We start from the raw sequence: 25,545 nt of genomic DNA on the forward strand, positions 1-25,545 counted from the left end.
GCGCGATTCCGATCTATCCTTACCTCAGGCCATCCGAATCAGGGGAGAGCCGGTACACCGGCGCGCGGGTCATCGGTAGCTACTTTTATGGTGTTTGGGGGGTAAATGGTTGTCGAGTGATCGGCGTCCATCCAACATCGACTGACGATCCGCCGCCGGCTCCACGTATCGAGCGAGGTGACGTCATGAGTATTTTTAGCCACTTCCAACAACGCTTTGAATCGACACGCCAGGAAGAGCTCTCGCTACAGGAGTACCTGGAGCTTTGCAAAACCGATCGCAGCGCATACGCCTCAGCCGCAGAGCGTCTTCTGATGGCCATTGGCGAGCCTGAGTTGTTCGACACCTCGACCAACTCCCGGCTATCACGAATCTTCTCCAACAAGGTCATCCGGCGCTATCCGGCGTTCGAGGATTTCCACGGCATGGAGGACTGCATCGAGCAAATCGTCTCGTACTTCCGCCATGCGGCCCAGGGCCTGGAAGAGAAGAAACAGATCCTTTACCTGCTCGGCCCTGTAGGCGGCGGCAAGTCGTCCCTGGCTGAAAAACTCAAACAGCTGGTCGAAAAAATACCTTTCTACGCCATCAAGGGCTCGCCGGTTTTCGAATCGCCCTTGGGCCTGTTCAAACCCACTGAAGACGGGACGATCCTCGAAGAGGACTACGGCATCCCGCGCCGCTACCTCAACACCATCATGTCGCCATGGGCGACCAAACGACTGGCCGAGTTCGGGGGCGACATCAGCCAGTTCAAGGTGGTCAAACTCTATCCGTCGATCCTCAACCAGATCGCCGTGGCCAAGACCGAACCTGGTGATGAAAACAACCAGGACATCTCGGCGCTCGTCGGCAAGGTCGACATCCGCAAGCTCGAGGAATACCCACAGAACGACGCCGATGCCTACAGCTACTCGGGCGCGCTGTGCCGGGCCAACCAGGGCCTGATGGAATTCGTGGAGATGTTCAAGGCGCCGATCAAGGTCCTGCACCCACTGCTCACCGCCACCCAGGAAGGTAACTACAACAGTACCGAAGGCCTGGGCGCGATCCCGTTCACCGGTATCCTGCTGGCCCACTCCAACGAATCGGAGTGGCACACCTTCCGCAACAACAAGAACAACGAAGCCTTCATCGACCGGATCTACATCGTCAAGGTGCCGTACTGCCTGCGCGTCAGCGACGAGATCAAGATCTACGACAAGCTTCTGTTCAACAGCTCGCTGGCCAAGGCCCATTGCGCGCCCGACACACTGAAAATGCTCGCTCAGTTCACTGTGCTGTCGCGCCTCAAGGAGCCTGAAAACTCGAACATCTACTCCAAGATGCGGGTCTACGACGGCGAGAACCTCAAGGACACCGATCCCAAGGCCAAGTCGATCCAGGAATATCGCGACAGCGCCGGCGTGGATGAAGGCATGAATGGCCTGTCCACCCGCTTTGCCTTCAAGATTCTGTCGAAAGTCTTCAACTTCGATCCGCACGAAGTGGCCGCCAACCCGGTTCACCTGCTGTACGTGCTGGAGCAGCAGATCGAGCAGGAACAGTTCCAGGCCGAAACCCGCGAGCGCTACCTGCGCTTCATCAAGGAATACCTGGCGCCGCGCTACATCGAATTCATCGGCAAGGAAATCCAGACGGCGTACCTGGAGTCCTACAGCGAGTACGGCCAGAACATCTTCGACCGCTATGTGCTCTACGCGGACTTCTGGATTCAGGATCAGGAGTATCGCGATCCGGAAACCGGGGAAATCCTCAACCGCGTGGCCCTGAACGAAGAACTGGAGAAGATCGAGAAACCCGCTGGCATCAGCAATCCGAAGGATTTCCGCAACGAGATCGTCAACTTCGTGCTGCGTGCCCGTGCCAACAACAACGGCAAGAACCCGACCTGGCTCAGCTACGAGAAGCTGCGCGTGGTGATCGAGAAGAAAATGTTCTCCAACACCGAGGATCTGCTGCCGGTCATCAGCTTCAACGCAAAAGCCAGCAAAGAGGATCAACAGAAGCACAACGACTTCGTTACCCGAATGGTCGAAAGGGGCTACACCGACAAACAGGTTCGCTTGCTCTCCGAGTGGTACCTGCGGGTCAGGAAATCCCAATAAGCAGCAACGAAGCAGCGACAAGTTGCAAGCTTCAAGCTGCAAGCCAAGAGCAATCCGGTGCGCTGGATAAGGCACCGGCATACTTGAGGCCTGCCGCTTGGGGCGGGTAATTTGCAATCAAACTTGCAGCTTGCGGCTTAAAGCTTGCAGCTCCCCGAAGGGGCCCCCTATGAGCTACGTGATCGACCGACGTCTCAATGGCAAGAACAAGAGCACGGTGAACCGGCAGCGTTTCCTGCGCCGCTACCGTGACCACATCAAGAAAGCAGTGGAAGAAGCCGTCAGCCGCCGCTCCATTACCGATATGGAGCACGGCGAACAGATCAGCATTCCCGGCCGCGACATCGACGAGCCGGTGCTTCACCACGGGCGCGGCGGCAAACAGACCGTCGTGCACCCCGGCAACAAAGAATTCACCACCGGTGAACACATCGCCCGCCCGCAAGGTGGCGGCGGTGGCAAAGGGCCTGGCAAGGCGAGCAATTCCGGCGAAGGCATGGACGAGTTCGTGTTCCAGATCACCCAGGAAGAATTCCTCGAATTCATGTTCGAAGACCTCGAACTGCCCAACCTGGTCAAACGCAACCTCAGCGGCACCGACACCTTCAAGACCGTGCGCGCGGGCATCAGCAACGAAGGCAACCCGTCACGCATCAATATCATTCGCACGCTGCGTTCGGCACACGCCCGCCGCATCGCGCTGTCTGGCAGCAGCCGGGCCAAACTCAAGGAAGTACTCGCCGAACTCGAGCGCCTGAAACGCGAGGAGCCAGACAACTTCGGCGACATCCAGGAGCTGGAAATCGAAGCCGAACGTCTGCAGGCACGGATCAAGCGCGTACCCTACCTGGACACTTTCGACCTCAAGTACAACCTGCTGGTCAAGCAACCCAACCCCAGCTCCAAGGCCGTCATGTTCTGCCTTATGGACGTCTCGGGCTCCATGACCCAGGCGACCAAGGACATCGCCAAGCGCTTCTTCATCCTGCTGTACCTGTTCCTGAAGCGGAACTACGACAAGATCGAAGTGGTGTTCATCCGCCATCACACCAGTGCGCGGGAAGTGGACGAAGAGGAGTTTTTCTATTCCCGGGAAACCGGCGGCACCATCGTCTCCAGCGCCCTGAAACTGATGCAGGAAATCATGGCCGAGCGCTACCCCACCAACGAGTGGAACATCTACGCAGCCCAGGCCTCGGACGGCGACAACTGGAACGACGACTCGCCCATCTGCCGCGACATTCTCATCAACCAGATCATGCCGTTCGTGCAGTACTACACTTACGTCGAAATCACCCCACGCGAGCATCAGGCGCTGTGGTTCGAATACGAGCGCATCGGCGAAGCCTTCGCCGACACGTTCGCCCAGCAGCAGCTGGTCTCTGCCGGTGACATCTATCCGGTATTCCGTGAACTCTTCCAGCGCAGGTTAGTGACATGACCGGTAGAGAGCAGAAACGCCAACCCCTTTCCACGGGTTCAGAGTGGACGTTCGAACTGATCCAGGCCTATGACCGGGAGATCAGCCGCATCGCCGAGCGTTATGCCCTGGACACCTACCCCAACCAGATCGAGGTGATCACCGCCGAGCAGATGATGGACGCCTATGCGTCGGTCGGCATGCCGCTGGGCTATCACCATTGGTCCTACGGCAAGCATTTCCTGAGCACCGAAAAATCCTACTCACGCGGGCAGATGGGTCTGGCCTACGAGATCGTCATCAACTCCGATCCGTGCATCGCTTATCTGATGGAAGAAAACACCATCTGCATGCAGGCCCTGGTCGTGGCCCATGCCTGCTATGGCCACAACAGCTTCTTCAAGGGCAATTACCTGTTCCGCACCTGGACCGACGCCAGCTCGATCATCGATTACCTGGTGTTCGCCAAGCAGTACATCATGCAATGCGAGGAGCGCCACGGCATCGACGCCGTCGAGGACCTGCTCGACTCCTGCCACGCGCTGATGAATTACGGCGTCGACCGCTACAAGCGCCCCTACCCTATCTCGGCCGAAGAAGAACGCCGCCGGCAGAAGGATCGGGAAGAGCATCTGCAGAAGCAGATCAACGATCTGTGGCGCACCATCCCGAAAAACGCCAACAAGAACGACAAGGAGGATTACTCGCGCTTCCCCGCAGAACCGCAGGAAAACATCCTCTATTTCATTGAAAAGCACGCGCCCTTGCTGGAGCCATGGCAGCGTGAAGTGGTGCGCATCGTGCGCAAGATCGCGCAGTATTTTTATCCACAGCGCCAGACCCAAGTCATGAACGAAGGCTGGGCGACGTTCTGGCACTACACCTTGATGAATGATTTGTACGACGAAGGCCTGGTCACTGACGGATTCATGCTCGAATTCTTGCAGTCCCACACCAGCGTGGTGTTCCAGCCCGGCTTCGACAGCCCGTACTACAGCGGGATCAACCCCTACACCCTGGGCTTTGCGATGTACCAGGACATCCGCCGCATGTGCGAACACCCAACCGAAGAGGATCGCCGCTGGTTCCCCGAACTTGCTGGCACAGACTGGCTCACTGCCGTGAAGTTCGCCATGAGCAGCTTCAAGGACGAGAGCTTCATCCTGCAGTACCTGTCACCCAAGGTCATTCGTGACCTGAAGCTGTTCAGCATCCTGGATGACGACCAGAAAGACGATCTGCTGGTGCCTGCCATCCATGACGAAACCGGCTACAGAACCATTAGAGAGACTCTGGCCGCCCAGTACAATCTGGGCAATCGTGAACCCAACGTTCAGATCTACAGCATCGACCGTCGGGGCGACCGCTCCCTGACCCTGCGCCACCAGCAGCATGACCGCAAACCGCTGGGCGACTCCACCGACGAGGTGCTCAAACACCTGCATCGCCTGTGGGGTTTCGATATCCATCTGGAAACGCTCCAGGGCGACCAGATCATGAAAGTCCACCACGTGCCACCGAGAAGCGAACACGCTGACAGTGAATATCCCCGGCTCGACCTCGCGGTCGTTCACCTTTAGGGGATAACGCAATTGCCGCCTCCGCACGCGTGACATTAGGTTTATCCTGTCGCGCTTACGGAGGCTTTTTTTATGCAGATCTATAAAGTTGGCGGCGCCGTGCGTGATCGCCTGCTGGGCAAACCTGTGGCTGACACTGACTGGGTGGTCGTCGGTGCGACAACCGACGAGATGCTCATCAAGGGCTATCGGCCGGTCGGAACAGACTTCCCGGTATTTCTGCACCCGCTGACCGGTGAGGAATATGCCCTGGCCCGTACCGAGCGCAAGACCGCTCCGGGCTATGGCGGATTCGTGTTTCACGCAGACCCTGAAGTCACGCTCGAAGAGGATCTGATCCGCCGCGACCTGACCATCAATGCCATTGCAGAAGACAAGGACGGCCACCTGACCGATCCCTTCCATGGCCAGCGTGATCTTGAACTGCGCATTTTGCGTCACGTATCGCCGGCGTTCGAAGAAGATCCCCTTCGTGTCTTGCGGGTTGCGCGCTTCGCTGCCCGCTATGCCCCTGACGGTTTCACCATCGCGCCTGAGACCCTGGACCTGATGCGCAGGCTCTGCGGCTCGGGCGAACTGCAGGCCTTGACGCCCGAGCGCAGCTGGAAGGAAATTTCCCGCGCCTTGATGGAAAAAGAGCCTCAGGTGTTCATCCAGGTCCTGCGTGACTGCGGGGCGCTCAAGGTGCTGATGCCGGAGATCGACACCCTGTTCGGCATCCCTCAGCCTGAAGCCCATCACCCTGAAATTGATACCGGCCTGCATGTGCTGAGCGTTCTGCATCAGGCGGCGCTGCATGAACAACCCTTGAGCGTGCGCTGGGCCTGCCTGCTCCATGACTTGGGCAAGGGCCTGACGCCCGAAGAAGAATGGCCTCGGCATATCGCCCATGAGCACAAAGGGCTCAAGGCGATCAAGGCGGTTAACCTTCGCTTCAAGGTGCCAAGGGATTGCCAGGAACTGGCGCTGCTAGTTGGCCAGTATCACACCCATGGCCACCGTGCCCTGGAGCTTAAGCCATCGACGCTGCTCGACCTGCTGCAGAGCTTCGACGTCTATCGCCGGCCACAGCGCTTCGAGGAGTTTATCGTTTCCTGCGAGATGGACGCCCGGGGGCGTAAGGGATTCGAAGACCGCAGTTATCCACAGGCGCAGTACCTGCGCGGCGCCGCCGAGGCCGCCCGGCAAGTCGCGGTGCAGCCGTTGCTCGACCAGGGTTTTCAAGGACAGGAGCTGGGTGAAGCGCTCAAACGCGAGCGGCTGGATACCCTGACGGCCTACAAGGCCTCATACCAACCCTGAGATACCCCCGTAGCAGCACGGCTTGCCGGCGGGGGCGGTGTATCAGTCGATTCATCTGTGACAGACACACCGCCCCCGCCGGCAAGCCGTGCTGCTACGGGTCAGTGGGTGATCAACAACGCCTCTGGCGTCAGTTGATCACCGCGCCATTCGAACGCCACTGGCCACAACTGCTGATCGATCTGCGTATCAGCCCACAACCGCGCAAACGGCACACCCACCCCCGGGTGCAAACGTTCCGGCGCAATCAGCGACAGCGGCCACAACACGAACGCATTCTTCAGAATCTCGGCCCGCGGGAGCACCAGTCCGTCGAAATTGCCGACATGTTCGTCGAACAGCAGCACATCGATATCCAGCGGCAAGCCTTTGCGATCCGGCGCATACCGGCCGTTATCGGCCTCGATGAACTTCAAGCGGCGGTCCAGTTCGATCAGCGGCAAGTCCGTGAGCGCCGACACCACCAGATTGAAGAACGGCCCGCTCTTGATTCCCACCGGATGGCTCTCGAACACCGGCGAGCAGCTCATGTCAGTGAGAAAGCCGGCCAGTGCATCGAGCCCGGCGCACAGGTGCTGCTCGCGGTCGATATTGCTGCCCAGGCCCAGGAAAATCCGTGTCAGCGACATCCGCGCTCGATCTCCACACCCACGCCCTTGGCGGCTGGAACGGCGCCCGGCTTGGTCAGCTTGAGGTGCATCCAGGGAATGTTGAACTCGCTCATCAGCACCTCGCACAGGCGCTCGGCGAAGGTCTCGACCAGTTCGAACTTCGAAACTTCGGCAAACGCCTGAATACGGGCAGAAACGCTGGCGTAGTCGAGCGCCTTGCTCAGGTCGTCACCGGCTGCCGCAGGGCGGTTGTCCCAGGCAAAACTCAGGTCCAGACGCAGGCACTGGCGAATGCTGCGTTCCCAGTCGTAGGCGCCGATCACCGTGTCGACTTCCAGACCCTCAATGAAAACTCTGTCCAAGCCTTTCTCTCCGTTGCACGACAAGGGCGCGATGCGCCGTTAGAATCAAGCCATCCTCGCCCGGAATGGTTAGCATGTTTTGGTCACTGGCGATCGTCGCCTACCTGCTCGGCTCACTGTCCTTCGCCATCCTGCTCAGCCGCATCACCGGCAGTCCGGACCCGCGCGCCAGCGGTTCAGGCAACGCCGGCGCTACCAACATGCTGCGCCTGGCGGGCAAGAAGCTCGCGATCCTGACCCTGATCGGCGACGTCTGCAAAGGGCTTTTGCCCGTGCTGCTCGCCAGCTGGATCGGACTGGATCCTCGTCAACAGGCCTGGATCGGCGTTTGCGCCGTTCTGGGGCACCTGTTTCCGCTGTACTTCCGCTTCCGTGGCGGCAAGGGTGTTGCCACCGCTGCCGGCATGCTGCTGGGACTCTACTTCCCCGCCGCCTTGCTGGCCATCGCCGCCTGGCTGCTGACGTTCTACCTGACCCGCACCAGCTCACTGGCTTCGTTGATCGCAACGCCGCTGACCCTGCCACTACTGGCCTGGCAGCAACCCCACGCACTGGTGCCGATGAGCGTGCTGACCTTGCTGATCGTCTGGCGACATCGCGGCAATTTACGCGACCTGTTCGCCGGGCGCGAACGGCATTTTTAATCCCATAAGCTGAAAAAGGCTCATTCGAGCCTTTTTCGTCGACCAGCCCCTGCATTACAGGCCCGGCAATTGCTCCATCGGCCAACGGGCCTGGACGATAATGCTCAGGTCTTCCTTCTGGCCCGCCTGCAAACGCTGGCAACCGGCGAACGCGATCATCGCGCCGTTATCGGTGCAGAACTCGGGCCGTGCGTAATACACATTGCCGCCCAGGCCGTCGAGCATCTGCTCCAGCGAAGCGCGCAACGCACGGTTGGCACTCACACCGCCGGCGATCACCAGACGCTTGAGGCCGGTCTGCTTCAGGGCGCGCTTGCACTTGATGGTGAGAGTCTCCACCACCGCCTGCTGGAAGGCCAGCGCGATGTCGCAACGGGTCTGCTCGCTGTCGTCTCCAGCACTCTGGCACTGCTGCCAGGTGTTCAGGGCGGAGGTTTTCAGGCCGCTGAAGCTGAAAGTCAGGCCCGGACGGTCGGTCATTGGCCGCGGGAAGGTGAAACGCCCCTCGACGCCCTTGAGTGCCAGACGGGAGATTTCCGGGCCACCCGGATAATTCAGGCCCATCATTTTTGCGGTCTTGTCGAAAGCTTCGCCGGCGGCGTCATCCAGGGTCTCGCCCAACAGCTCGTAATGGCCGATGCCATCGACACGAACCAGTTGGGTATGGCCACCGGAAACCAACAAAGCGACGAACGGAAACTCTGGCGGCGTTTCTTCCAGCATCGGCGCCAGAAGATGCCCTTCCATGTGGTGTACACCCAGCGCCGGAATGTCCCAGGCGAAGGCCAGCGCCTGGGCGCAGGAAGCCCCCACCAGCAGCGCGCCGACCAGGCCCGGGCCTGCGGTGTAGGCGATGGCGTCGATCTCGGTGGCCGCGCAGTCGGCTTCGGCCAGCACTTGCCGGATCAGCGGCAGCATGCGTTTGACGTGATCGCGCGAGGCAAGCTCGGGCACCACCCCGCCGTAGACACGGTGCAGGTCGATCTGACTGAACAATGCATCGGCGAGCAGGCCACGTTCGCTGTCGTACAGCGCAACGCCGGTTTCGTCGCAAGAGGTTTCCAGACCCAGTACTAACATGGGATACGCCTTGTTGAGGCCAAATTCGAAGGCGCGCATAATAGTCGCCGCTCATGCCTGCGACCAGCGGTTTTCGATCAGAGGCTTTGCATTCCTCGCGACAAGGGGTTAACATCCGCAACCCTTAAAAACCGACGTACTTAGTGCAAGCGTTGCACGAGGCGTTGACCCCGGTAATGAATGAAGGTAGCTCTGGATGCCAGCCGTCAAAGTTAAAGAGAACGAACCCTTCGACGTAGCTCTGCGTCGTTTCAAGCGCTCCTGCGAAAAAGCCGGTGTTCTGGCTGAAGTTCGTAGCCGCGAATTTTACGAGAAGCCGACTTCTGAGCGTAAGCGCAAGGCAGCTGCTGCTGTCAAACGTCACGCCAAGAAAGTACAGCGCGAACAGCGCCGCGCCGTTCGTCTGTACTAATACAGACGTTCGTCGCAAGCTTCTGCCTCGCCCGGCCCACAAGCCGGGCTGCCGGCAGTTGCAGTTTTAGCCTCACGCTACACAGACCGAGGCTGTCGACGCCGCAGATGCGACCTAGACACACTCCGTCGAACTCTTCCTGCCTGCTTCAGGCATCGCTGGCCGGTCTACACTGACCGAGCAACCGTCGTTACGCTTTGGATTCGCCACGATCGTTCTGGCGGGGCGCCTGATGATGAGAACGCCATGGCCGGACTGATCCCTCAAGGTTTTATTGACGACCTCCTGAACCGCACCGACATCGTCGATGTTGTCAGCTCACGCGTTCAATTAAAGAAAACCGGCAAGAACTTCAGCGCCTGCTGTCCTTTCCACAAGGAAAAGACACCGTCGTTCAGTGTCAGCCCCGACAAACAGTTCTATTACTGCTTTGGCTGTGGCGCAGGTGGCAACGCCCTCGGCTTCATCATGGACCACGACAACCTGGATTTCCCCCAGGCCGTCGAAGATCTTGCCAAAGCCGCCGGCATGGAAGTACCCCGCGAACAGGGCGTACGCGGCCAAAAGCCCCGGCAACCCGTTGATTCGCCGCTTTACCCGTTATTGACCGCCGCCGCCGATTTCTACCGTGCCGCGCTGAAAAGCCATCCGACACGAAAATCCGCAGTGGACTACCTCAAAGGCCGTGGCCTTTCGGGGGAGATTGCCCGCGACTTCGGCCTGGGGTTCGCCCCGCCGGGCTGGGACAACCTCTACAAGCACCTGAGCAGCGACACCCTTCAGCAGAAGGCCATGATCGATGCCGGCCTGCTGATCGAAAATGCCGAAACCGGCAAACGCTACGACCGCTTCCGCGACCGGGTGATGTTTCCCATTCGCGACTCGCGCGGCCGGGTGATCGCCTTTGGCGGCCGCGTACTGGGCGACGACAAGCCCAAATACCTGAACTCGCCGGAAACACCGGTGTTTCACAAGGGTCAGGAACTGTACGGGCTGTTCGAAGCACGCAAACACAATCGCAACCTCGACGAGATCATCGTTGTCGAAGGTTACATGGACGTCATCGCACTGGCCCAACAAGGCCTGCGCAATGCCGTCGCGACACTGGGCACCGCAACCAGCGAAGAGCATTTGAAGCGCCTGTACCGCGTAGTGCCCAACGTGCTGTTCTGTTTCGACGGTGACCAGGCAGGGCGAAACGCGGCCTGGCGAGCGCTGGAAGCTACACTTTCAAGCTTGCAGGATGGTCGTCGCGCGCGGTTCCTGTTTTTGCCCGAGGGCGAAGACCCGGACACCCTGGTGCGCGCCGAAGGCACCGATGCGTTCAAGGCAAGGATCAACCAGCACGCACAGCCGCTGGCCGATTACTTCTTCGAGCAGTTGACCAAGGAAGCGGACCCGCGCTCGCTGGAAGGCAAGGCGCACATGGTCACCCTGGCCGCACCGCTGATCGAGAAAGTACCGGGTGCCAACCTGCGCGAACTGATGCGTCGGCGCCTCAAGGAAATCACCGGGCTGGATACCGCAGCGGTCAATCAGTTGGTGCAGAGCGCACCACCTGAGGCTCCGCCGGCATACGACCCGGGCTTCGACTACGACTCGGTGCCCGATTACGGCGATTACCAGCCGCATGACGCCTACGAGCCGCAGCAGGAATGGACACCGCAGGCACCGGGTGGCCAGAAGAAGAAATGGGAAAACAAGCCGTGGGAAAAGGGCAAGAAGTGGGACAAGAACGGCAAGCGGCCGGATTTTGAACCTCGCGCCCCGCGTACCCCGGCCACGGTCGAGCCACCGACACTGACGGCACTCAGGACCTTGCTGCACCATCCTGACCTGTCGCAGAAAGTGGAAGATACCAGCCATTTCGCAGCCGAAGACAACGTTTACTCGCAATTGCTGGTGGCGTTGCTGGAAGCCTTGCAGAAAAACCCGAAGCTGCGATCGCTGCAACTGATCGCACGCTGGCACGGGACCGATCAGGGACGATTATTACGACAACTGGCGGAAAAGGAATGGCTGATCTCGGCCGATAACCTTGAACAACAGTTTTTCGACACTATAACTAGCTTGTCTGCCCGCCAACGCGAGCGAAGCCTGGATCAGTTAATCAGGAAGGAACGGCAGTCAGGGTTGAGCGCGGACGAAAAAGTTCAGCTACTCAACCTGTTAAATCGCAAAGTTCCTGCACAAACCCCGACCTCAACTGGCGCGTGAGGTCCTAGCTCGGGTATAATCCTCGGCTTGTTTTTTGCCCGCCAAGACCTTCAGTGGATAGGGTGTTATGTCCGGAAAAGCGCAACAGCAGTCTCGCCTCAAAGAGTTGATCAGCCGTGGTCGTGAGCAGGGTTACCTGACTTACGCGGAGGTCAACGACCACCTGCCGGAGGATATTTCAGATCCGGAACAGGTGGAAGACATCATCCGCATGATTAACGACATGGGGATCAACGTATTCGAGAGCGCTCCGGATGCGGACGCCCTTCTGTTGGCTGAAGCCGACACCGACGAGGCAGCCGCTGAAGAAGCAGCCGCAGCGTTGGCGGCCGTCGAAACCGACATCGGTCGCACAACCGACCCGGTGCGCATGTACATGCGCGAAATGGGTACGGTCGAGCTTCTGACACGCGAAGGCGAAATCGAAATCGCCAAGCGTATCGAGGAAGGCATCCGTGAAGTGATGGGCGCCATCGCGCACTTCCCTGGCACGGTCGAGCACATTCTCTCCGAGTATGATCGCGTTACCAGCGAAGGCGGTCGGCTGTCCGACGTCCTGAGCGGTTACATCGACCCGGACGACGGCATCGCGCCGCCTGCCGAAGCGCCGATCCCTGTCGATCAGAAAGCCGCCAAGGCTGACGATTCCGACGATGACGACGAAGAATCCGCCGACGGAGATGACGAGGAAGAGGCCGAAAGCGGCCCGGATCCTGTCATCGCCGCACAGCGCTTCGGTGCAGTCTCCGATCAGATGGCGATCACCCTCAAGGCCCTGAAAAAGCACGGTCGTGGCAGCAAGCAGGCCAACGACGAGCTGCTGGCTCTGGCCGAGCTGTTCATGCCGATCAAACTGGTACCCAAGCAGTTTGAAAACCTGGTCGAGACCGTTCGCAGTGCCCTGGAGCGTCTGCGCGCCCAGGAACGCGCCATCATGCAACTGTGCGTTCGTGATGCCCGCATGCCGCGCGCCGACTTCCTGCGCCAGTTCCCTGGCAACGAAGTCGACCAGAGCTGGACCGACGCACTGGCCAAAGGCAAGAGCAAATACGCCGAAGCCATTGGTCGCCTGCAAGCCGACATCCAGCGTTGCCAGCAGAAGCTGACCGCACTGGAAGAAGAAACCGGCCTGACCGTCCTGGAAATCAAGGACATCAACCGTCGCATGTCGATCGGCGAGGCCAAGGCCCGTCGCGCGAAGAAAGAGATGGTTGAGGCGAACCTGCGTCTGGTGATCTCGATCGCCAAGAAGTACACCAACCGCGGCCTGCAGTTCCTGGACCTGATCCAGGAAGGCAACATCGGCCTGATGAAGGCGGTGGACAAGTTCGAATACCGTCGTGGTTACAAGTTCTCGACCTATGCCACCTGGTGGATCCGTCAGGCGATCACTCGCTCGATCGCCGACCAGGCACGCACCATCCGTATTCCGGTGCACATGATCGAGACGATCAACAAGCTCAACCGCATTTCCCGCCAGATGTTGCAGGAAATGGGTCGCGAACCGACCCCGGAAGAGCTGGGTGAGCGCATGGAGATGCCTGAGGACAAGATCCGCAAGGTTCTGAAGATCGCCAAAGAGCCGATCTCCATGGAAACCCCGATCGGTGACGACGAAGATTCGCATCTGGGTGACTTCATCGAAGACTCGACCATGCAGTCGCCAATCGATGTGGCAACCGTCGAGAGCCTCAAGGAAGCGACTCGCGAAGTCCTCTCGGGCCTGACCGCCCGTGAAGCCAAGGTGCTGCGCATGCGCTTCGGCATCGACATGAATACCGACCACACCCTGGAGGAAGTCGGTAAGCAGTTCGATGTAACCCGTGAGCGTATTCGTCAGATCGAGGCCAAGGCCCTGCGCAAATTGCGTCACCCGACCAGAAGCGAACACCTGCGTTCGTTCCTGGACGAGTAAGCAAACGCTGCGTCACGCTGCATTACAAGAACCCCGGCCCATGCCGGGGTTTTTGCATTTCAGGGAATCGGATTTTTGGCAGTATGCCAGTGGCTATCAGCGAGGCTACACTCGACTCATTCTCAACGCTGAAACCTTTTGAGGCCTGCCATGTTTCGGATGCCGGCCATTGTTTTCTTGTGCTTGATGGGGTCGACGACAGTCGACGCGCAGGTGCTCCCTCAAGGGGAAACCTGGCAGGGCGTGCACGGGGACTCAATGCAGAGTAAGGAAGCTGCACTGCCCGACATCGAACGAGCTCCCACCTCGCAGCGCGATGACGTGGGCGCGGGTCTTTCGAACATGGACGACGCGCTGCACACGGCGCTGGCCGCAAATGAAGCGCCGTACCCCGATAGCCCCTCGCCTTCCGCTGGAGAGCCCGGCAGATTCTGGCGCGACTTCGTACTCTATGGCCTTCCGGGCCTGCTTCTGCTGTCCACCGTACTGGCGGTCATGGTGCGCATCAACCGCCGGCTCAGCTCGGAAATCTCCCGGCGCGTAGCCCTGGAACAAGAGCTTCGCAGCAGCGAATACCACTACCGCGGCATGATCGAGAGCCTATCGGCCATTGCCTGGGAAGCCAACACCCACGATTTCTCCTACAGCTACGTCTCGCCACACGCCGAGAACCTGCTGGGCTATCCGCTTCACCAGTGGCGCAGGCACGGTTTCTGGCGCGGCATCGTCCACCCCGCCGATGTGGACCGCGCAGAAGGCTTCTGCCATCAGGAGATCGCCCAGGGCAACGACCACAGCCTCGATTACCGAGTCATCGCTGCCGATGGCCGGGTGGTCTGGGTACGCGACATCGTCAGCCTCATCAGCTATGGCCATGAGCCTGTCATGCGCGGCCTGATGATCGACATCAGCGAAGCCAAGCAGACCGAAGAGGCCCTGCGCCGCTCCGAAGGCAAGTTCGCGTCGGTATTCGCCCAGTGTCCGGACATTCTGGTGATCGCCCGGCTGTCGGACGGCCGCTTCCTGGAGGCCAACCAGGCCTTCGTCGAACAGATCGGCCTGGCGCCCGACCAGGTGATTGGCAAGACCCCGAGCGAGCTGGACATCTGGGGCATCCCGGACATCGGCAGCAGCCTGCTGCAGCGCCTGCAAAAAGGCAGCATCCGCAACCTGGAAATGCCCTTCCGCCGCAGCAATGGCCGCACCTTCACCGGCCTGCTGTCTGCCGAGCCGTTCGACTTGGACTCCACCCCCGCCGTCGTTCTTGTGGTGCGTGACATCACCCCGCTCAAGGAGGCGCAACAGCAACTGCAGTTGTCCGAAGAGAAATTCGCCAAGGCCTTCCACTCCTCACCCGATGGCATGCTGATCACCCGGCAAAGCGACGGCCTGCTGGTGGAAATCAACGACGGCTTCAGCCGCATCACCGGCTACCACAGCTCGCTGTCCCTTGATCGCTCAACCCTTGACCTGGGCATCTGGGTCGACCTCAACGAGCGCCAGCAGCTGCTGGAGCAGCTCAATCGCGACGGGTTCGTGAAGGACTTCCCCAGCCACATTCGTCGCAGGGACGGTCAGGTCAGGCTGTGTGAAATTTCCTCGCGCCCACTGCCCATCGGCGGTGAAGACTGCATGCTGACCATCGCCCGGGATATCACCGAACGGCACCAGATGCAGGAAAAACTGCAACTGGCCGCAACCGTGTTCGAGAGCACGGCAGAGGGCGTTCTGATCACCGACACCCGCCAGCGCATCAACGCCGTCAACCGCGCCTTCAGCGAAATCACCGGCTACAGCGAAGGCGAGACCATCGGCCAGACCCCTCGCCTGCTCGCCTCCGGCCTGCACGACAGCGCCTTCTACGCAGCCATGTGGTACCAACTGACGGCCGAGGGGCACTGGCAGGGGGAAATCAGCAACCGGCGCAAAAACGGCGAGATCTACCCTGCCTGGCTGACCATCAGCGCCGTGCGCAACCGCGACAAGTTCATCACCCACTTCGTCGCGGTGTTTGCAGACATTTCCAGCCTCAAGCAAGCCCAGGCCCGACTGGACTACCAGGCCCACCATGACCCACTGACCGGCCTGCCAAACCGCACCCTGTTCGAGAGCCGGTTGCATGCCGCCCTGAACCACAGCCGGGATGCGCACAGCTTGGGCGCGGTGCTGTTTCTCGACCTGGACCGCTTCAAGCACATCAACGACAGCCTCGGGCATCCGGTGGGTGACCTGCTGCTCAAAGGCATCGCCCATCGCCTCAAAGAGAACCTGCGGGACATCGACACCGTGGCGCGCCTGGGCGGCGATGAATTCATCATCCTGCTGCCTGGACTGCAAACCGCCCACGATGCAGAAACCATCGCCACCAAACTGCTGCACAGCTTCTCGGCGCCCTTCCAGGCGGGCGAGCACGAGTTCTTCATCAGCACCAGCATCGGCACCGCGCTGTTCCCGACCGACGGCTCGGACGTCGCCACCATCATCAAGAACGCCGACGCCGCGATGTACCGCTCCAAAGCCAAGGGCCGCAACCGCGTCGAAAGCTACACCCGCGACCTGACCGCCCAGGCCAGCGAGCGCGTGGCCCTGGAACACGAACTGCGCCGCGCCATCGAACGCAACGAATTCACACTTTCCTACCAGCCCAAGGTCAGCCTTCTGACACAGAGACTGGTCGGAGCCGAGGCACTGATTCGCTGGAGCCACCCCACTTTCGGAGAAGTCCCACCCGAGCGCTTCATTCCCCTGGCCGAAGAGAACGGCATGATCCTGCAGATCGGCGAGTGGGTGCTGGAACAGGCCTGCCAGCAACTGCACCGCTGGAACCAGACCTACGACATCTTCGGCCCGCTCTCGGTCAACCTGGCAGGTGCCCAATTGCGCCAGCCGAACCTGGTCAACCGCATCGAGCAACTGCTCAATCAGTACCAACTGCAACCGGGCTGCCTGCAACTGGAGATCACCGAAAACTTCATCATGTCCCAAACCGAAGAAGCATTGTCCGTCCTGCATCGCCTGAAAAAACTCGGCGTGCAACTGGCCATCGACGACTTCGGCACCGGCTACTCCTCGCTCAGCTACCTCAAGCGACTGCCGCTGGACATCCTGAAAATCGACCAGTCCTTCGTCCGCGGCCTGCCCGACGACCCCCACGACGCCGCCATCGTCCGCGCCATCATCGCCCTGGGCCGCAGCATGCAACTGACCGTCATCGCCGAAGGCGTTGAAACCATCGAGCAGCAGCAATTCCTCGCCGACGAAGGCTGCGAACAGATACAGGGCTACATCGTCAGCCTGCCCCTGCGCCCCGATGAATTTTGCGCGACGTTTCTTCGTATGACACTTTCGGACTTTTCGGATAGCCCGGCACGCAAACCATCGTTATAATCCGCGGCCAGACTGGGGGCCTATAGCTCAGTTGGTTAGAGCAGAGGACTCATAATCCTTTGGTCCACGGTTCGAGTCCGTGTGGGCCCACCACCTTTGAAAGCCGCGCATTGCGCGGCTTTTTTTCGCCCCGATACCCGGTTGAGGACCACCCCATGCCTCTACAAAACCGCGTCACCCCAACCTCACAACTCTGCGCCAACACCAGCCGCGGCACCTTCATGGGCAATCGTGGCCTGCTGCACAACGAGCACCGGCAGATCACTCGCCACTGGGCGCTGGAGCGGTGGATTACCTGCGTGCTGGAGTTCAAGGGTGTGCGGCGTCAGGTGATGTCGCCGGGGCGTTATACCGAGTTGTTCTTTCTTGATGAGGCCACGAGCTACGCGGCCGGGCATCGGCCGTGCAGCTATTGCCGCCGTGCATCCTACAAACATTTTCAGACGCTTTGGGCACAGGTGTTTCCCGAAACGGATCGATCCGCCGTCGGCATTGACCGGGTCCTGCATGGGGAGCGGTTGAACGCTGACGGCAGCCAGCGGACCTGGCGGGCAAGGTTGGGAAGTTTGCCGGACGGGACGATGATCGAGGCTGACGGCCAGGCCATTCTGGTGTGGCGGGGCAAGCAGTGGCGCTGGTCGTTTGAAGGGTACGAGCCCCTTCGCGAAAAGATGTCGCCGGACGAACAGGTCGTCGTGCTGACACCGGAACACGTGGTGCAGCTGTTCCGCGCAGGATTGTCAGCCGATCTGGTTGTGCACCGTTCAGCCGCAGGCGACGCTTAAATCTCCCGGCATCCGTCGCGGCTTATACTGAGCTTGCGGTAACGAGCCAGGGTGCTGGCGCGGCCGGCCTCCAGCGCTTGCAAGAACAGCTCGGGCTGGTCCATGGGTAGGGTTTTCAACTCACTCACATCACGCTCCCACCACTGGCTGGCCAGCAGGCGTTCGATGATGTCCGGCGCGTGGCGATAGCGGATGATCTTCGCCGGAAAGCCCGCGACGATGGCGTACGGCGGCACATCCTGGGTGACCACGGCGCGAGTCGCGATGATGGCGCCAGTTCCCACAGTGACGCCTTCCATGATCATGGCGCTGTGGCCGATCCAGACGTCATGGCCAATGACGGCCAGTTCGGTTGGCGCGGTATAGGTCAGTGGCGAGTCGGTGTACTGGAAGGGGTGCGAACTGGTCCAGTCGCTGGGATGGGTGTATTTCTCCTGGCCGATGTAGACATCCGAGGCGATAGAACAGAAACGTCCGATGGACGACACCAGCGACAGGTGCGTTCCGCTGCGAATGTAGGTGTGGGCCCCGATTTCGACGTGACCTGTGCGCAACTCTAAATGTCCCAGTTCGACGTGATCCTCGATGACCAGCTCACAGCGCTTGCTCAACGACGGCAAACCACCGGCCAGCTTGGCGCCGCGTTTTCTGATCCAGCGTTTCCAGTACAGATCTTTCAGGTATTGCAATTGGTTATTCCTCGTCGCTCGGCCAGCGGACCTGTCATGTCGCCAGCCTACCAGAAGCTCTGGGCCGGCCGTTTGCTAGTTATCCGGATACATTCGCCACTTTCAGGGTCTGTTACCCCATGAATATCCTCTCCCTGCCCGCCTTTCTGCGCCCGCTGCTGCGTCCTTTGCTGGACCCATACCGCCGCTATCTGTACGCGCGCTACATTCACGCCGGTCGCATCGTGGTCGGCCTGATCGTGTCGATTCTGCTGACCACCGGCATTCATCTGCCCCACGGCGAATGGGCGTCGGTCACGATGCTGATCGTGATCGGCGGATTGCAGCATCACGGCAATATCGGCAAGAAGTCGGTGGAGCGGGCCTATGGCACCCTGATCGGCGCGGCGCTCGGGTTGATGGTGGTGGCGCAGCAGATGTACCTGGGCATGCCGTTGCTGACGTACTGCATCATGGCGCTGATCTGCGGGTTCTTCGCCTATCACGCCATCGGCAAGGGCGGTTACACGGCGCTGCTCTCGGCCATTACGCTGTTCATCGTCGCGGGCCATGGCGACAACCCGATCACCGATGGGCTGTGGCGCACTGTGGATATCCTGATCGGCATCGTGCTGGCCCTGGCGTTCTCTTTCGCCCTGCCGCTGTACGCGGTGTACTCGTGGCGCTACAACCTGGCCAAGGGTTTGCGCAATTGCGCCAAGGTGTACGAACGCATTTGCAGCGGGCAGTCGATCACGGCTGACGAGCATCTGAAACTGACGGCCAAGCTCAACGCAACGATGCTGCAGTTAAGGTCGCTGATGCCATCGGTGTCCAAGGAAGTGAGGATCTCGGCGGTGGAGCTGGACGCGATTCAGGGGCATTTCCGGATGTGTCTGAGCACCCTGGAAATTCTTTCCAATCTTCGCCCGTTGGACATGGGGGCGACCGGCCTGGACGCCGAACAACGGCGTATCCGGCGCATGCTGATCGGCATGGCTCGCGCGTTGCAAAGCGGCGCGACAGAGCGCCTGAAGCGGCCGACCGAATCTTTGTCGGTGGGTCCGGAAGCGCCTGCAGCCTCGGCTGAAATGCTGGGTTATCAGTTGATGAACCGGCAGTTGGCCTTGAACCTCGAAGGGCTGCAACAGCGTCTGGCGAAGACGGCGAGGAAGTGGAAGATCTGATTCCGAGCTCGCCGCCTCTAGCCGTTCGCCTATGAGGTGATGGCGACCTTCAAAACGTCGACGCCGGCAAACCGGACTGCTACGGGGTTGAGGTGAAGCACCAAACGTGTCTCTGACCGAAGCTGTAGGAGCGCGCTTGCCCGCGATGAGGCCGGGACATTCATACACATCTGCATCGCCTGATAGACCCAATCGCGGGCAAGCGCGCTCCTACAGGTGTGCGCTGATCTTGAGGGTCTCCTCGCCGGCAAGCCGGACTGCTACGGGGTTGAGGTGAAGCCCCAAGCGTGTCTCTGACCGACGCTGTAGGAGCGCGCTTGCCCGTGATGAGGCCGGGACTTTCAAACACATCTGCATCGCCTGATAGACCCAATCGCGGGCAAGCGCGCTCCTACAGATGTGCGCTGATCTTGAGGGCTTCCCCGCCGGCAAGCCGTGCTGCTACGGGATCGGGGGAGGCGCGAATCTTCGTGACAACCAAATCCCCGTAGCAGCCGGGCTTGCCCGCGGGAGCGATCTTGAGCACGCCTCCGCCAGCAGGCAGCGTCCTCAGTAAACCGAAGGCACCACCATGTTGCGCGGCACGGGGGCGCGCAGGTAGTTGGCGTTGTATTCGCGCTCCGGCAGGATCACCTGCGGCGCCTCGACTTCACCACGCGGGATCTGCTCCAGCAAATGATGGATGCAGTTGAGCCGCGCGCGTTTCTTGTCGTCGGCCTCCACGATCCACCACGGCGCCACGTCGGTGTGCGAGCGGGTGAGCATTTCTTCCTTGGCGCGTGTGTAGTCTTCCCAGCGACGGCGCGATTCCAGGTCCATCGGCGAGAGCTTCCACTGTTTCAGCGGATCGTGGATGCGCATCAGGAACCGGCGATACTGCTCGTCATCGGTGATCGAGAACCAGTATTTGATGAGAATGATGCCCGAGCGCACCAGCATCTTTTCGAACTCGGGAACGGTGCGGAAAAACTCTTCGTATTCTTCGTTATCGCAGAACCCCATGACCCGCTCGACGCCCGCGCGGTTGTACCAGCTACGGTCGAACAGCACCATTTCGCCCGCCGCCGGAAGGTGCGAAACGTAGCGCTGGAAGTACCACTGGGTGCGCTCGCGCTCGCTCGGTGCGGTCAGCGCGGCGACTCGGCAGACCCGAGGATTGAGGCGCTGGGTGATGCGCTTGATCGCGCCGCCCTTGCCCGCCGCGTCACGGCCTTCGAACAACACGACCACCTTGAGCTTCTGGCTGACCACCCAATCCTGCAGCTTGACCAGCTCGCCTTGCAGGCGCAGCAGTTCGCGGAAATACACGCGACGGTCGATGCCTTTAGGGACTTCCTCACCCAGGTCCGCAAGCAGACCGTCAAGACGTGCGTCGTCGTATTCCATCTCCAGTTCTTCGTCGAAGCTGTCGAGGATGTCGGCTTGGATGTAGCGGGCGGTTTCGGAAATATCCAGACTCATGAGAGGGCTCCCAGCGTGGATTCAGAGGGTCAGGGAGCCGATTTAGACATGCCGGGAGTGACAGCTGAATGACAAAGCGGTGACAGCAGGGAAAAGTCCTACAAATATTGGGGAAACAGCCTACGAACGCCAGTAAACGCAGGTCCTTTGGCGCTCAGGCGTCTGCAGTTTCCACCGAGATCTGCTGCATCGCCTTGAACGGCGCCAGCAACGACTCATCCGCCTCACCGGAGGTGATCAGCGTCCACTCGCGCTCGATGGGGGTCCAGTGTTGCTGGCGGGCGCGACCCAGCTTGTCTACATCCGCCAGCACGAACACCTGGGCGGCGCGCTTGATGATGCACTCCTTGAGATAGGCCTGCTGATCACTGGCTTCGCAGAGCCCGAACTCCGCCACCACGCCGTCCGCGCCCAGGAACGCCTTGTCCACGCTCAAGCGGCTGAGGGTCAGCTCGGCCAGCGGGCCCAGGGTGCTCATGCTCGAACCGCGCAGGTCACCGCCGATCAACGTCAGACGAATTCCCGGTGCGTTGGCCAGGGTCATCACTGCCAGCAGGTTATTGGTCACCACGTGTACGTTCTGCCGCGAGCACAGGTGCAAGGCCAGCGCCGCGCAGGTGGTGCCGCCATCGAGCAGCACGGTGTCACCCTCTTCGACATGCATCGCCGCCGCCTTGGCGATGGCGTCTTTCTGGTCGCGCTGGGCGGACTTGCGTTCCTCCAGCGAGGCTTCCGGCTCATGCACGCCGATCAGCGCAGTGGCACCACCATGGGTGCGCACCAGGTGGCGCTGCTTGGCGAGCATGGTCAGGTCGCGCCGCACCGTCGCCTCCGACACACCCAGGGCAGCGCTCAATTGCTCGACGTTGGTGTCGCGGGCGCGAACCAGTTCGAGAATGGCGCGGTGACGGTCGGTGGCTTTCATGGGTGGCCTCGTGGGGGGAAGGCCGCTGATCTTACACGACCGGGCCACACGTCCTCACCCCCGCCGCGTCGCCAGCTCGGCGCCCTGGCGCAGGGCTTCGAGCAGGCTGCGCTCGTCCGCGATGCCTTTACCGGCGATGTCGAACGCGGTGCCGTGGTCGACCGAGGTACGAATCACTTCCAGGCCCACCGTGACATTGACGCCCGCTTCCAGGCCCAGCACCTTGACCGGGCCATGACCCTGGTCGTGGTACATCGCTACCACCAGGTCGAAATCGCCCCGGCCAGCGCGGAAGAACAGGGTGTCTGCCGGCAGCGGGCCGGTCACGTCCAGACCTTGCTCCTGCAACAGTTTGACCGCCGGAATGATCTTCTCTTCTTCCTCGCCATAACCGAACAGGCCGTTCTCGCCCGCATGCGGGTTGATGCCGCATACGCCGATGCGTGGCCGGGCAATGCCGGACTTGATGAGCGTGGCATTGCCGCGTTCGATGGTGCGCTGGACCAGGCCCGGCTCGATCTTGCGGATCGCATCGATGATGCCGATGTGAGTGGTCACGTGAATGACCCGCAGTTGCGGCGCCACCAGCATCATCGACACTTCGTCGACATTGGTCAGGTGGGCCAGCATCTCGGTGTGGCCGGGGTATTTGTGGCCACCGGCATGCAGTGCTTCCTTGTTCAGCGGCGCGGTGCAGATCGCGTCGATCTCGCCGGCTTCGGCCAGCTTCACCGCACGGGCGATGTACTGGTAGGCGCCGTCGCCGGCAATGGGTGACAACTCGCCAAAAGGCAGGTCGGCCGGGATCAGGTTCAGGTCGATGCAATCCACCACGCCCTTTTCGTACAGGGCCTGGGAGGCGTCGTCGATACGGCGGATCTTCAGGCTGCCCTTGACGATTTCATTGGCCAGCTCCAAACGCCCGGCATCGCCAATCACCAGCGGTCGGCACTGCTGATACACCACGTCGTGGGCGAGGCTCTTGACGATGCACTCAGGACCGACGCCAGTCGCGTCGCCCATGGTGATACCGATGACTGGCAAATAATTACTCATGATTCTTACCTTGTAGAGCAGGATTCGTTACAAGACCTGCGGACGATTCCACAGGCGCTACAGCGTTGTTCATATGCAGCCAGGCGGCGTAGAGCGCGTGATCGGTGCCGAACGCTCCGGCCTTGGTCACCACGCCCGGACGATGACCGTCCCGGCTTGCGATCGGGCGGCCAAAGGCAACACCCGCTTCGATTTCACAGAGCAATTGCAGGCTGCCGATCCCCACCGCGCCGAGCATGGCGCGGGCAGTTTCGCCACCGGTGGCCACCAGCCCGCCGACATGGGCGAAATGCGGCCGGACCAGCGCGGCCAGCAGCGTCGAAAGGCGCGCACCTTCGGCCGGATCGAATGCGTCGTCACGGCCGATGCGCAGCAGCAGATCTTCGCCGCGACGCAAACATTGGCCGATGCGCATTTCCCAACCAGCCCAGTCCGCATGGGCCATGCCGTGACGCAACACGGCAGGCGGGACAATCAATTCACCGATGCCGGAGCGCTCCTTGAGCAGCGCGCACTGGCGTTCGGAAACGCTGGACAGGCTGCCGACCAGAACCAGCGTCGGCGCGAACTTCTCAGGGGCTTGTGCAGGAACAGCCACCTGCTCAGACAGCGCAGCGATTTCCCGCGCCAGCCCGCCGGATCCGACCCAGAACAGCGCCAGCGCCTCAGTCATCTGCAGGGTAACGCTGGCCAAAATATGCAGATCGGCGGTGGTCTGCGCATCGACGATCAAGGCTTCGACGCCACTGCCGGCGATTTCGGCAATGTGCCTGACCAATGCAATGGAATCGCCTCGCAGCAGTTCAAGGTTCAGCTTCGCAGTGCGCAGGCCCTCACCCTCGAGCATCGAGGCGATGTCTGCCGAACGCTCGGCATGTTCCAGCTTCCAGGTGTCAGTGGTTTCCAGCGGCTGACCATTGACCAGCACCCGGCCCTCAAGAGTGGTGCGCCCGGTGGCAGGAAATGCCGGCGCGACAATCGCAAGGCCCGCCTGGGGTTGCAGGGCAGCGACTTCAGCCGCCCAGTTGCCGCGCAAGGTCGAATCGATCTTCTTGTACAGGTGCTGCCGGGGCCGGCGCAGCACTTGCCATGCCGACAGCGTGCGCTGACCTGCTGCATCGGCAGACAGGCGGCGGGTGTCGGTGTCGATGGCAACCACGCTGGCATCGCCGGTGTCGTGGGACGCATCGAGGGTCACCACCGTGCTCATCCCGGCGCCGGCGAAGGCAATTGCGCAGTCCGCCGCGCCCGACAGATCATCGGCAATGATCAGCAATGTCATCTCACCGCCTCCTGCTGCGCATTGACCTTCACCTGTTTTGCAGCGTGACGCTCTTTGTGACGCTTGGCGACGGACGCCGTAAGAATCGGCGACAGAACAGCCGTGACCACCACACAAGCGGCCACCAGCAGAGTCGCGGAATTCGCGGCCTCCGTATAGACAGGGTTAGCCGCGGCCACCAGCGCCGGCACTGCAGCAGCGTTACCCGCCGTGTTGGCGGCCGCCATCCCGGCAACACCGGTGCCGCCCGTGGCACGGTCGACGAAGTACAGCGGAATACCCGTCAGCACCACCACGGCCAGGCCCAGGCCGATGCCCAGCAGGCCGGCCTGCCAGACCTTGTGCAGGTCCAGGCTGGCACCCAGCGCCAGGGCGAAGAAGGGAATCATCACCGGCACGGCCTTGGCCAGGAAGTCGCGCATTTCGCGGTCCAGGTTACCCAGCAACATGCCCAGCATCAGTGGCAGGATCGCCCCCACCAGCGTCGGCCATGGGAAGGCCGCCAGGCCCGCAACGCCGAGGGTGACCATGGTCAGGAACGGGCCGGACTCCAGCGACATGACCGAGTAGGCGCCCACGTCTTCGGAACGCCCGTACTGGCCCATCAGCGCCATGTACAGACCACCGTTGGTGTCGTTCATCGCCGCCACGACAGCCAGCGTCGACAGCCCGGCGAACACCCCGGAACTGATCGGCTGCTCGCCCAGGAAGTGACCCATGACCACGCCAATCACCATGGCAGTGCCGACCTTGGTGGCAAACAGCACCCCGCCTTTCTTCAGCAGGTAAGGCGTGGCCTTGACGTCGATGCTCGCGCCCATGCACACATAGAACACCGCCAGGATCGGCAGCGAACCGGTGAACAGCGCATTGGTGAAGGAGCCGAAGAACTTCGGCATGTCAGGCAGAAACGTCGCGATCAGCGAGCCGATGAGCAACGGCACGATCATCATGCCGCCGGGTACACGTTCGATGGTGCGTTTGATTGGAATCTGGGCCACGGGAATACTCCTTATTTTTATGGTTGCAGCAATGGGTGTGGTGCAGGCGCTAAACACTCAAATCTGCGCGAAATGATCATCTTTGTGATCGATTTGCTCAGGCGAGCTTATGCCAATCAAAATAAATGCGCAATTCGATCAA

General features: G+C 60.8%; 19 protein-coding genes, 1 tRNA gene and 1 pseudogene. 12 read left to right on the forward strand and 9 right to left on the reverse strand.

The window, feature by feature from the left end; all coding sequences use genetic code 11:
* The first annotated feature begins 185 nt into the window (after window positions 1–185).
* The 4 genes from ACIPO9_RS17965 to ACIPO9_RS17980 all read left to right on the forward strand — a co-directional run bounded on the left by ACIPO9_RS17965 (window position 186) and on the right by ACIPO9_RS17980 (window position 6,410).
* Window positions 186–2,108: a PrkA family serine protein kinase gene (locus ACIPO9_RS17965; RefSeq protein ID WP_274131456.1), complete on the forward strand. Its 1,923-nt coding sequence runs from the start codon at window positions 186–188 to the stop codon at window positions 2,106–2,108.
* A gap of 169 nt (window positions 2,109–2,277) precedes the next feature.
* Window positions 2,278–3,549: a YeaH/YhbH family protein gene (locus tag ACIPO9_RS17970; protein ID WP_274131458.1), complete on the forward strand. Its 1,272-nt coding sequence runs from the start codon at window positions 2,278–2,280 to the stop codon at window positions 3,547–3,549.
* Window positions 3,546–5,108: a SpoVR family protein gene (locus ACIPO9_RS17975; RefSeq protein ID WP_274131459.1), complete on the forward strand. Its 1,563-nt coding sequence runs from the start codon at window positions 3,546–3,548 to the stop codon at window positions 5,106–5,108. Before ACIPO9_RS17970 ends, ACIPO9_RS17975 begins: the two co-directional genes overlap by 4 nt.
* Window positions 5,109–5,180: 72 nt before the next feature.
* The gene (locus ACIPO9_RS17980) at window positions 5,181–6,410 is read left to right on the forward strand and encodes a multifunctional CCA addition/repair protein (RefSeq protein ID WP_400782545.1); all 1,230 of its coding nucleotides are present in this window, start codon (window positions 5,181–5,183) and stop codon (window positions 6,408–6,410) included.
* A 101-nt stretch (window positions 6,411–6,511) separates the two neighbouring features.
* Here ACIPO9_RS17980 and folK read toward each other — a convergent pair whose 3' ends face one another.
* Both folK and folB read right to left on the reverse strand, forming a co-directional pair.
* Complete coding sequence (gene folK / locus ACIPO9_RS17985; RefSeq protein WP_400782547.1) at window positions 6,512–7,039, reverse strand: 2-amino-4-hydroxy-6-hydroxymethyldihydropteridine diphosphokinase; 528 nt, start codon at window positions 7,037–7,039, stop codon at window positions 6,512–6,514.
* The gene (gene folB / locus ACIPO9_RS17990) at window positions 7,030–7,383 is read right to left on the reverse strand and encodes a dihydroneopterin aldolase (protein ID WP_274131462.1); all 354 of its coding nucleotides are present in this window, start codon (window positions 7,381–7,383) and stop codon (window positions 7,030–7,032) included. Before folB ends, folK begins: the two co-directional genes overlap by 10 nt.
* A 74-nt stretch (window positions 7,384–7,457) precedes the next feature.
* Here folB and plsY point away from each other — a divergent pair, with 74 nt between their 5' ends.
* Entirely contained in the window at window positions 7,458–8,027 is a 570-nt protein-coding gene (gene plsY / locus ACIPO9_RS17995; protein WP_400608611.1) for a glycerol-3-phosphate 1-O-acyltransferase PlsY, read from the forward strand.
* 54 nt (window positions 8,028–8,081) lie between these two features.
* Here the strand turns inward: plsY and tsaD are convergent, their stop codons facing one another.
* Complete coding sequence (tsaD, locus tag ACIPO9_RS18000) at window positions 8,082–9,107, reverse strand: tRNA (adenosine(37)-N6)-threonylcarbamoyltransferase complex transferase subunit TsaD (protein ID WP_400782550.1); 1,026 nt, start codon at window positions 9,105–9,107, stop codon at window positions 8,082–8,084.
* A gap of 196 nt (window positions 9,108–9,303) precedes the next feature.
* On the opposite strand from tsaD, the gene rpsU reads away from it, so the two are divergent.
* The 6 genes and pseudogenes from rpsU to ACIPO9_RS18030 all read left to right on the forward strand — a co-directional run bounded on the left by rpsU (window position 9,304) and on the right by ACIPO9_RS18030 (window position 17,823).
* Window positions 9,304–9,519, forward strand: a complete 216-nt coding sequence (rpsU, locus tag ACIPO9_RS18005; RefSeq protein WP_002551877.1) for a 30S ribosomal protein S21 — start codon at window positions 9,304–9,306, stop codon at window positions 9,517–9,519.
* Between the two features lie 246 nt (window positions 9,520–9,765).
* On the forward strand, window positions 9,766–11,736 hold the full coding sequence (gene dnaG / locus ACIPO9_RS18010) for a DNA primase (protein ID WP_400782553.1): 1,971 nt from the start codon (window positions 9,766–9,768) through the stop codon (window positions 11,734–11,736).
* A 67-nt stretch (window positions 11,737–11,803) separates the two neighbouring features.
* Entirely contained in the window at window positions 11,804–13,651 is a 1,848-nt protein-coding gene (gene rpoD / locus ACIPO9_RS18015; protein WP_274131466.1) for an RNA polymerase sigma factor RpoD, read from the forward strand.
* 429 nt (window positions 13,652–14,080) lie between these two features.
* Window positions 14,081–17,038, forward strand: a pseudogene (locus tag ACIPO9_RS18020) (EAL domain-containing protein); the annotation flags it as partial.
* 16 nt (window positions 17,039–17,054) lie between these two features.
* A tRNA-Ile gene (locus tag ACIPO9_RS18025) sits at window positions 17,055–17,131 on the forward strand.
* Window positions 17,132–17,193: 62 nt separating this feature from the next.
* Window positions 17,194–17,823, forward strand: a complete 630-nt coding sequence (locus ACIPO9_RS18030; RefSeq protein WP_400782554.1) for a hypothetical protein — start codon at window positions 17,194–17,196, stop codon at window positions 17,821–17,823.
* On the opposite strand, the gene ACIPO9_RS18035 is transcribed toward ACIPO9_RS18030, so the two are convergent.
* A complete protein-coding gene (locus tag ACIPO9_RS18035) occupies window positions 17,820–18,512 on the reverse strand; it encodes a CatB-related O-acetyltransferase (RefSeq protein ID WP_400782556.1) in 693 nt (230 codons plus the stop codon). The genes ACIPO9_RS18030 and ACIPO9_RS18035 overlap by 4 nt on opposite strands.
* 119 nt (window positions 18,513–18,631) lie before the next feature.
* Here ACIPO9_RS18035 and ACIPO9_RS18040 point away from each other — a divergent pair, with 119 nt between their 5' ends.
* Window positions 18,632–19,678 (forward strand): FUSC family protein, encoded by a 1,047-nt coding sequence (locus tag ACIPO9_RS18040; RefSeq protein WP_400782558.1) that lies wholly within the window; start codon window positions 18,632–18,634, stop codon window positions 19,676–19,678.
* Window positions 19,679–20,227: 549 nt separating this feature from the next.
* Here the strand turns inward: ACIPO9_RS18040 and ppk2 are convergent.
* The 5 genes from ppk2 to ACIPO9_RS18065 form a co-directional block, all read right to left on the reverse strand.
* Complete coding sequence (gene ppk2 / locus ACIPO9_RS18045) at window positions 20,228–21,139, reverse strand: polyphosphate kinase 2 (protein WP_274131476.1); 912 nt, start codon at window positions 21,137–21,139, stop codon at window positions 20,228–20,230.
* A 154-nt stretch (window positions 21,140–21,293) separates the two neighbouring features.
* Window positions 21,294–22,064 carry a DeoR/GlpR family DNA-binding transcription regulator gene (locus ACIPO9_RS18050; protein WP_400608619.1) on the reverse strand — a complete coding sequence of 257 codons (771 nt, stop codon included), beginning with the start codon at window positions 22,062–22,064 and terminating at the stop codon, window positions 21,294–21,296.
* Window positions 22,065–22,118: 54 nt separating this feature from the next.
* Complete coding sequence (pdxA, locus tag ACIPO9_RS18055) at window positions 22,119–23,120, reverse strand: 4-hydroxythreonine-4-phosphate dehydrogenase PdxA (protein ID WP_274131480.1); 1,002 nt, start codon at window positions 23,118–23,120, stop codon at window positions 22,119–22,121.
* On the reverse strand, window positions 23,113–24,402 hold the full coding sequence (locus ACIPO9_RS18060) for a four-carbon acid sugar kinase family protein (protein WP_400782561.1): 1,290 nt from the start codon (window positions 24,400–24,402) through the stop codon (window positions 23,113–23,115). The genes pdxA and ACIPO9_RS18060 overlap by 8 nt, the downstream gene beginning before the upstream one ends.
* A complete protein-coding gene (locus ACIPO9_RS18065) occupies window positions 24,399–25,403 on the reverse strand; it encodes a 2-keto-3-deoxygluconate permease (protein ID WP_400782563.1) in 1,005 nt (334 codons plus the stop codon). Before ACIPO9_RS18065 ends, ACIPO9_RS18060 begins: the two co-directional genes overlap by 4 nt.
* Window positions 25,404–25,545 lie beyond the last annotated feature (142 nt).

Source organism: Pseudomonas sp. NPDC090203, assembly GCF_044746765.1.
In the GTDB taxonomy this organism is placed as follows: domain Bacteria; phylum Pseudomonadota; class Gammaproteobacteria; order Pseudomonadales; family Pseudomonadaceae; genus Aquipseudomonas; species Aquipseudomonas putida_AD.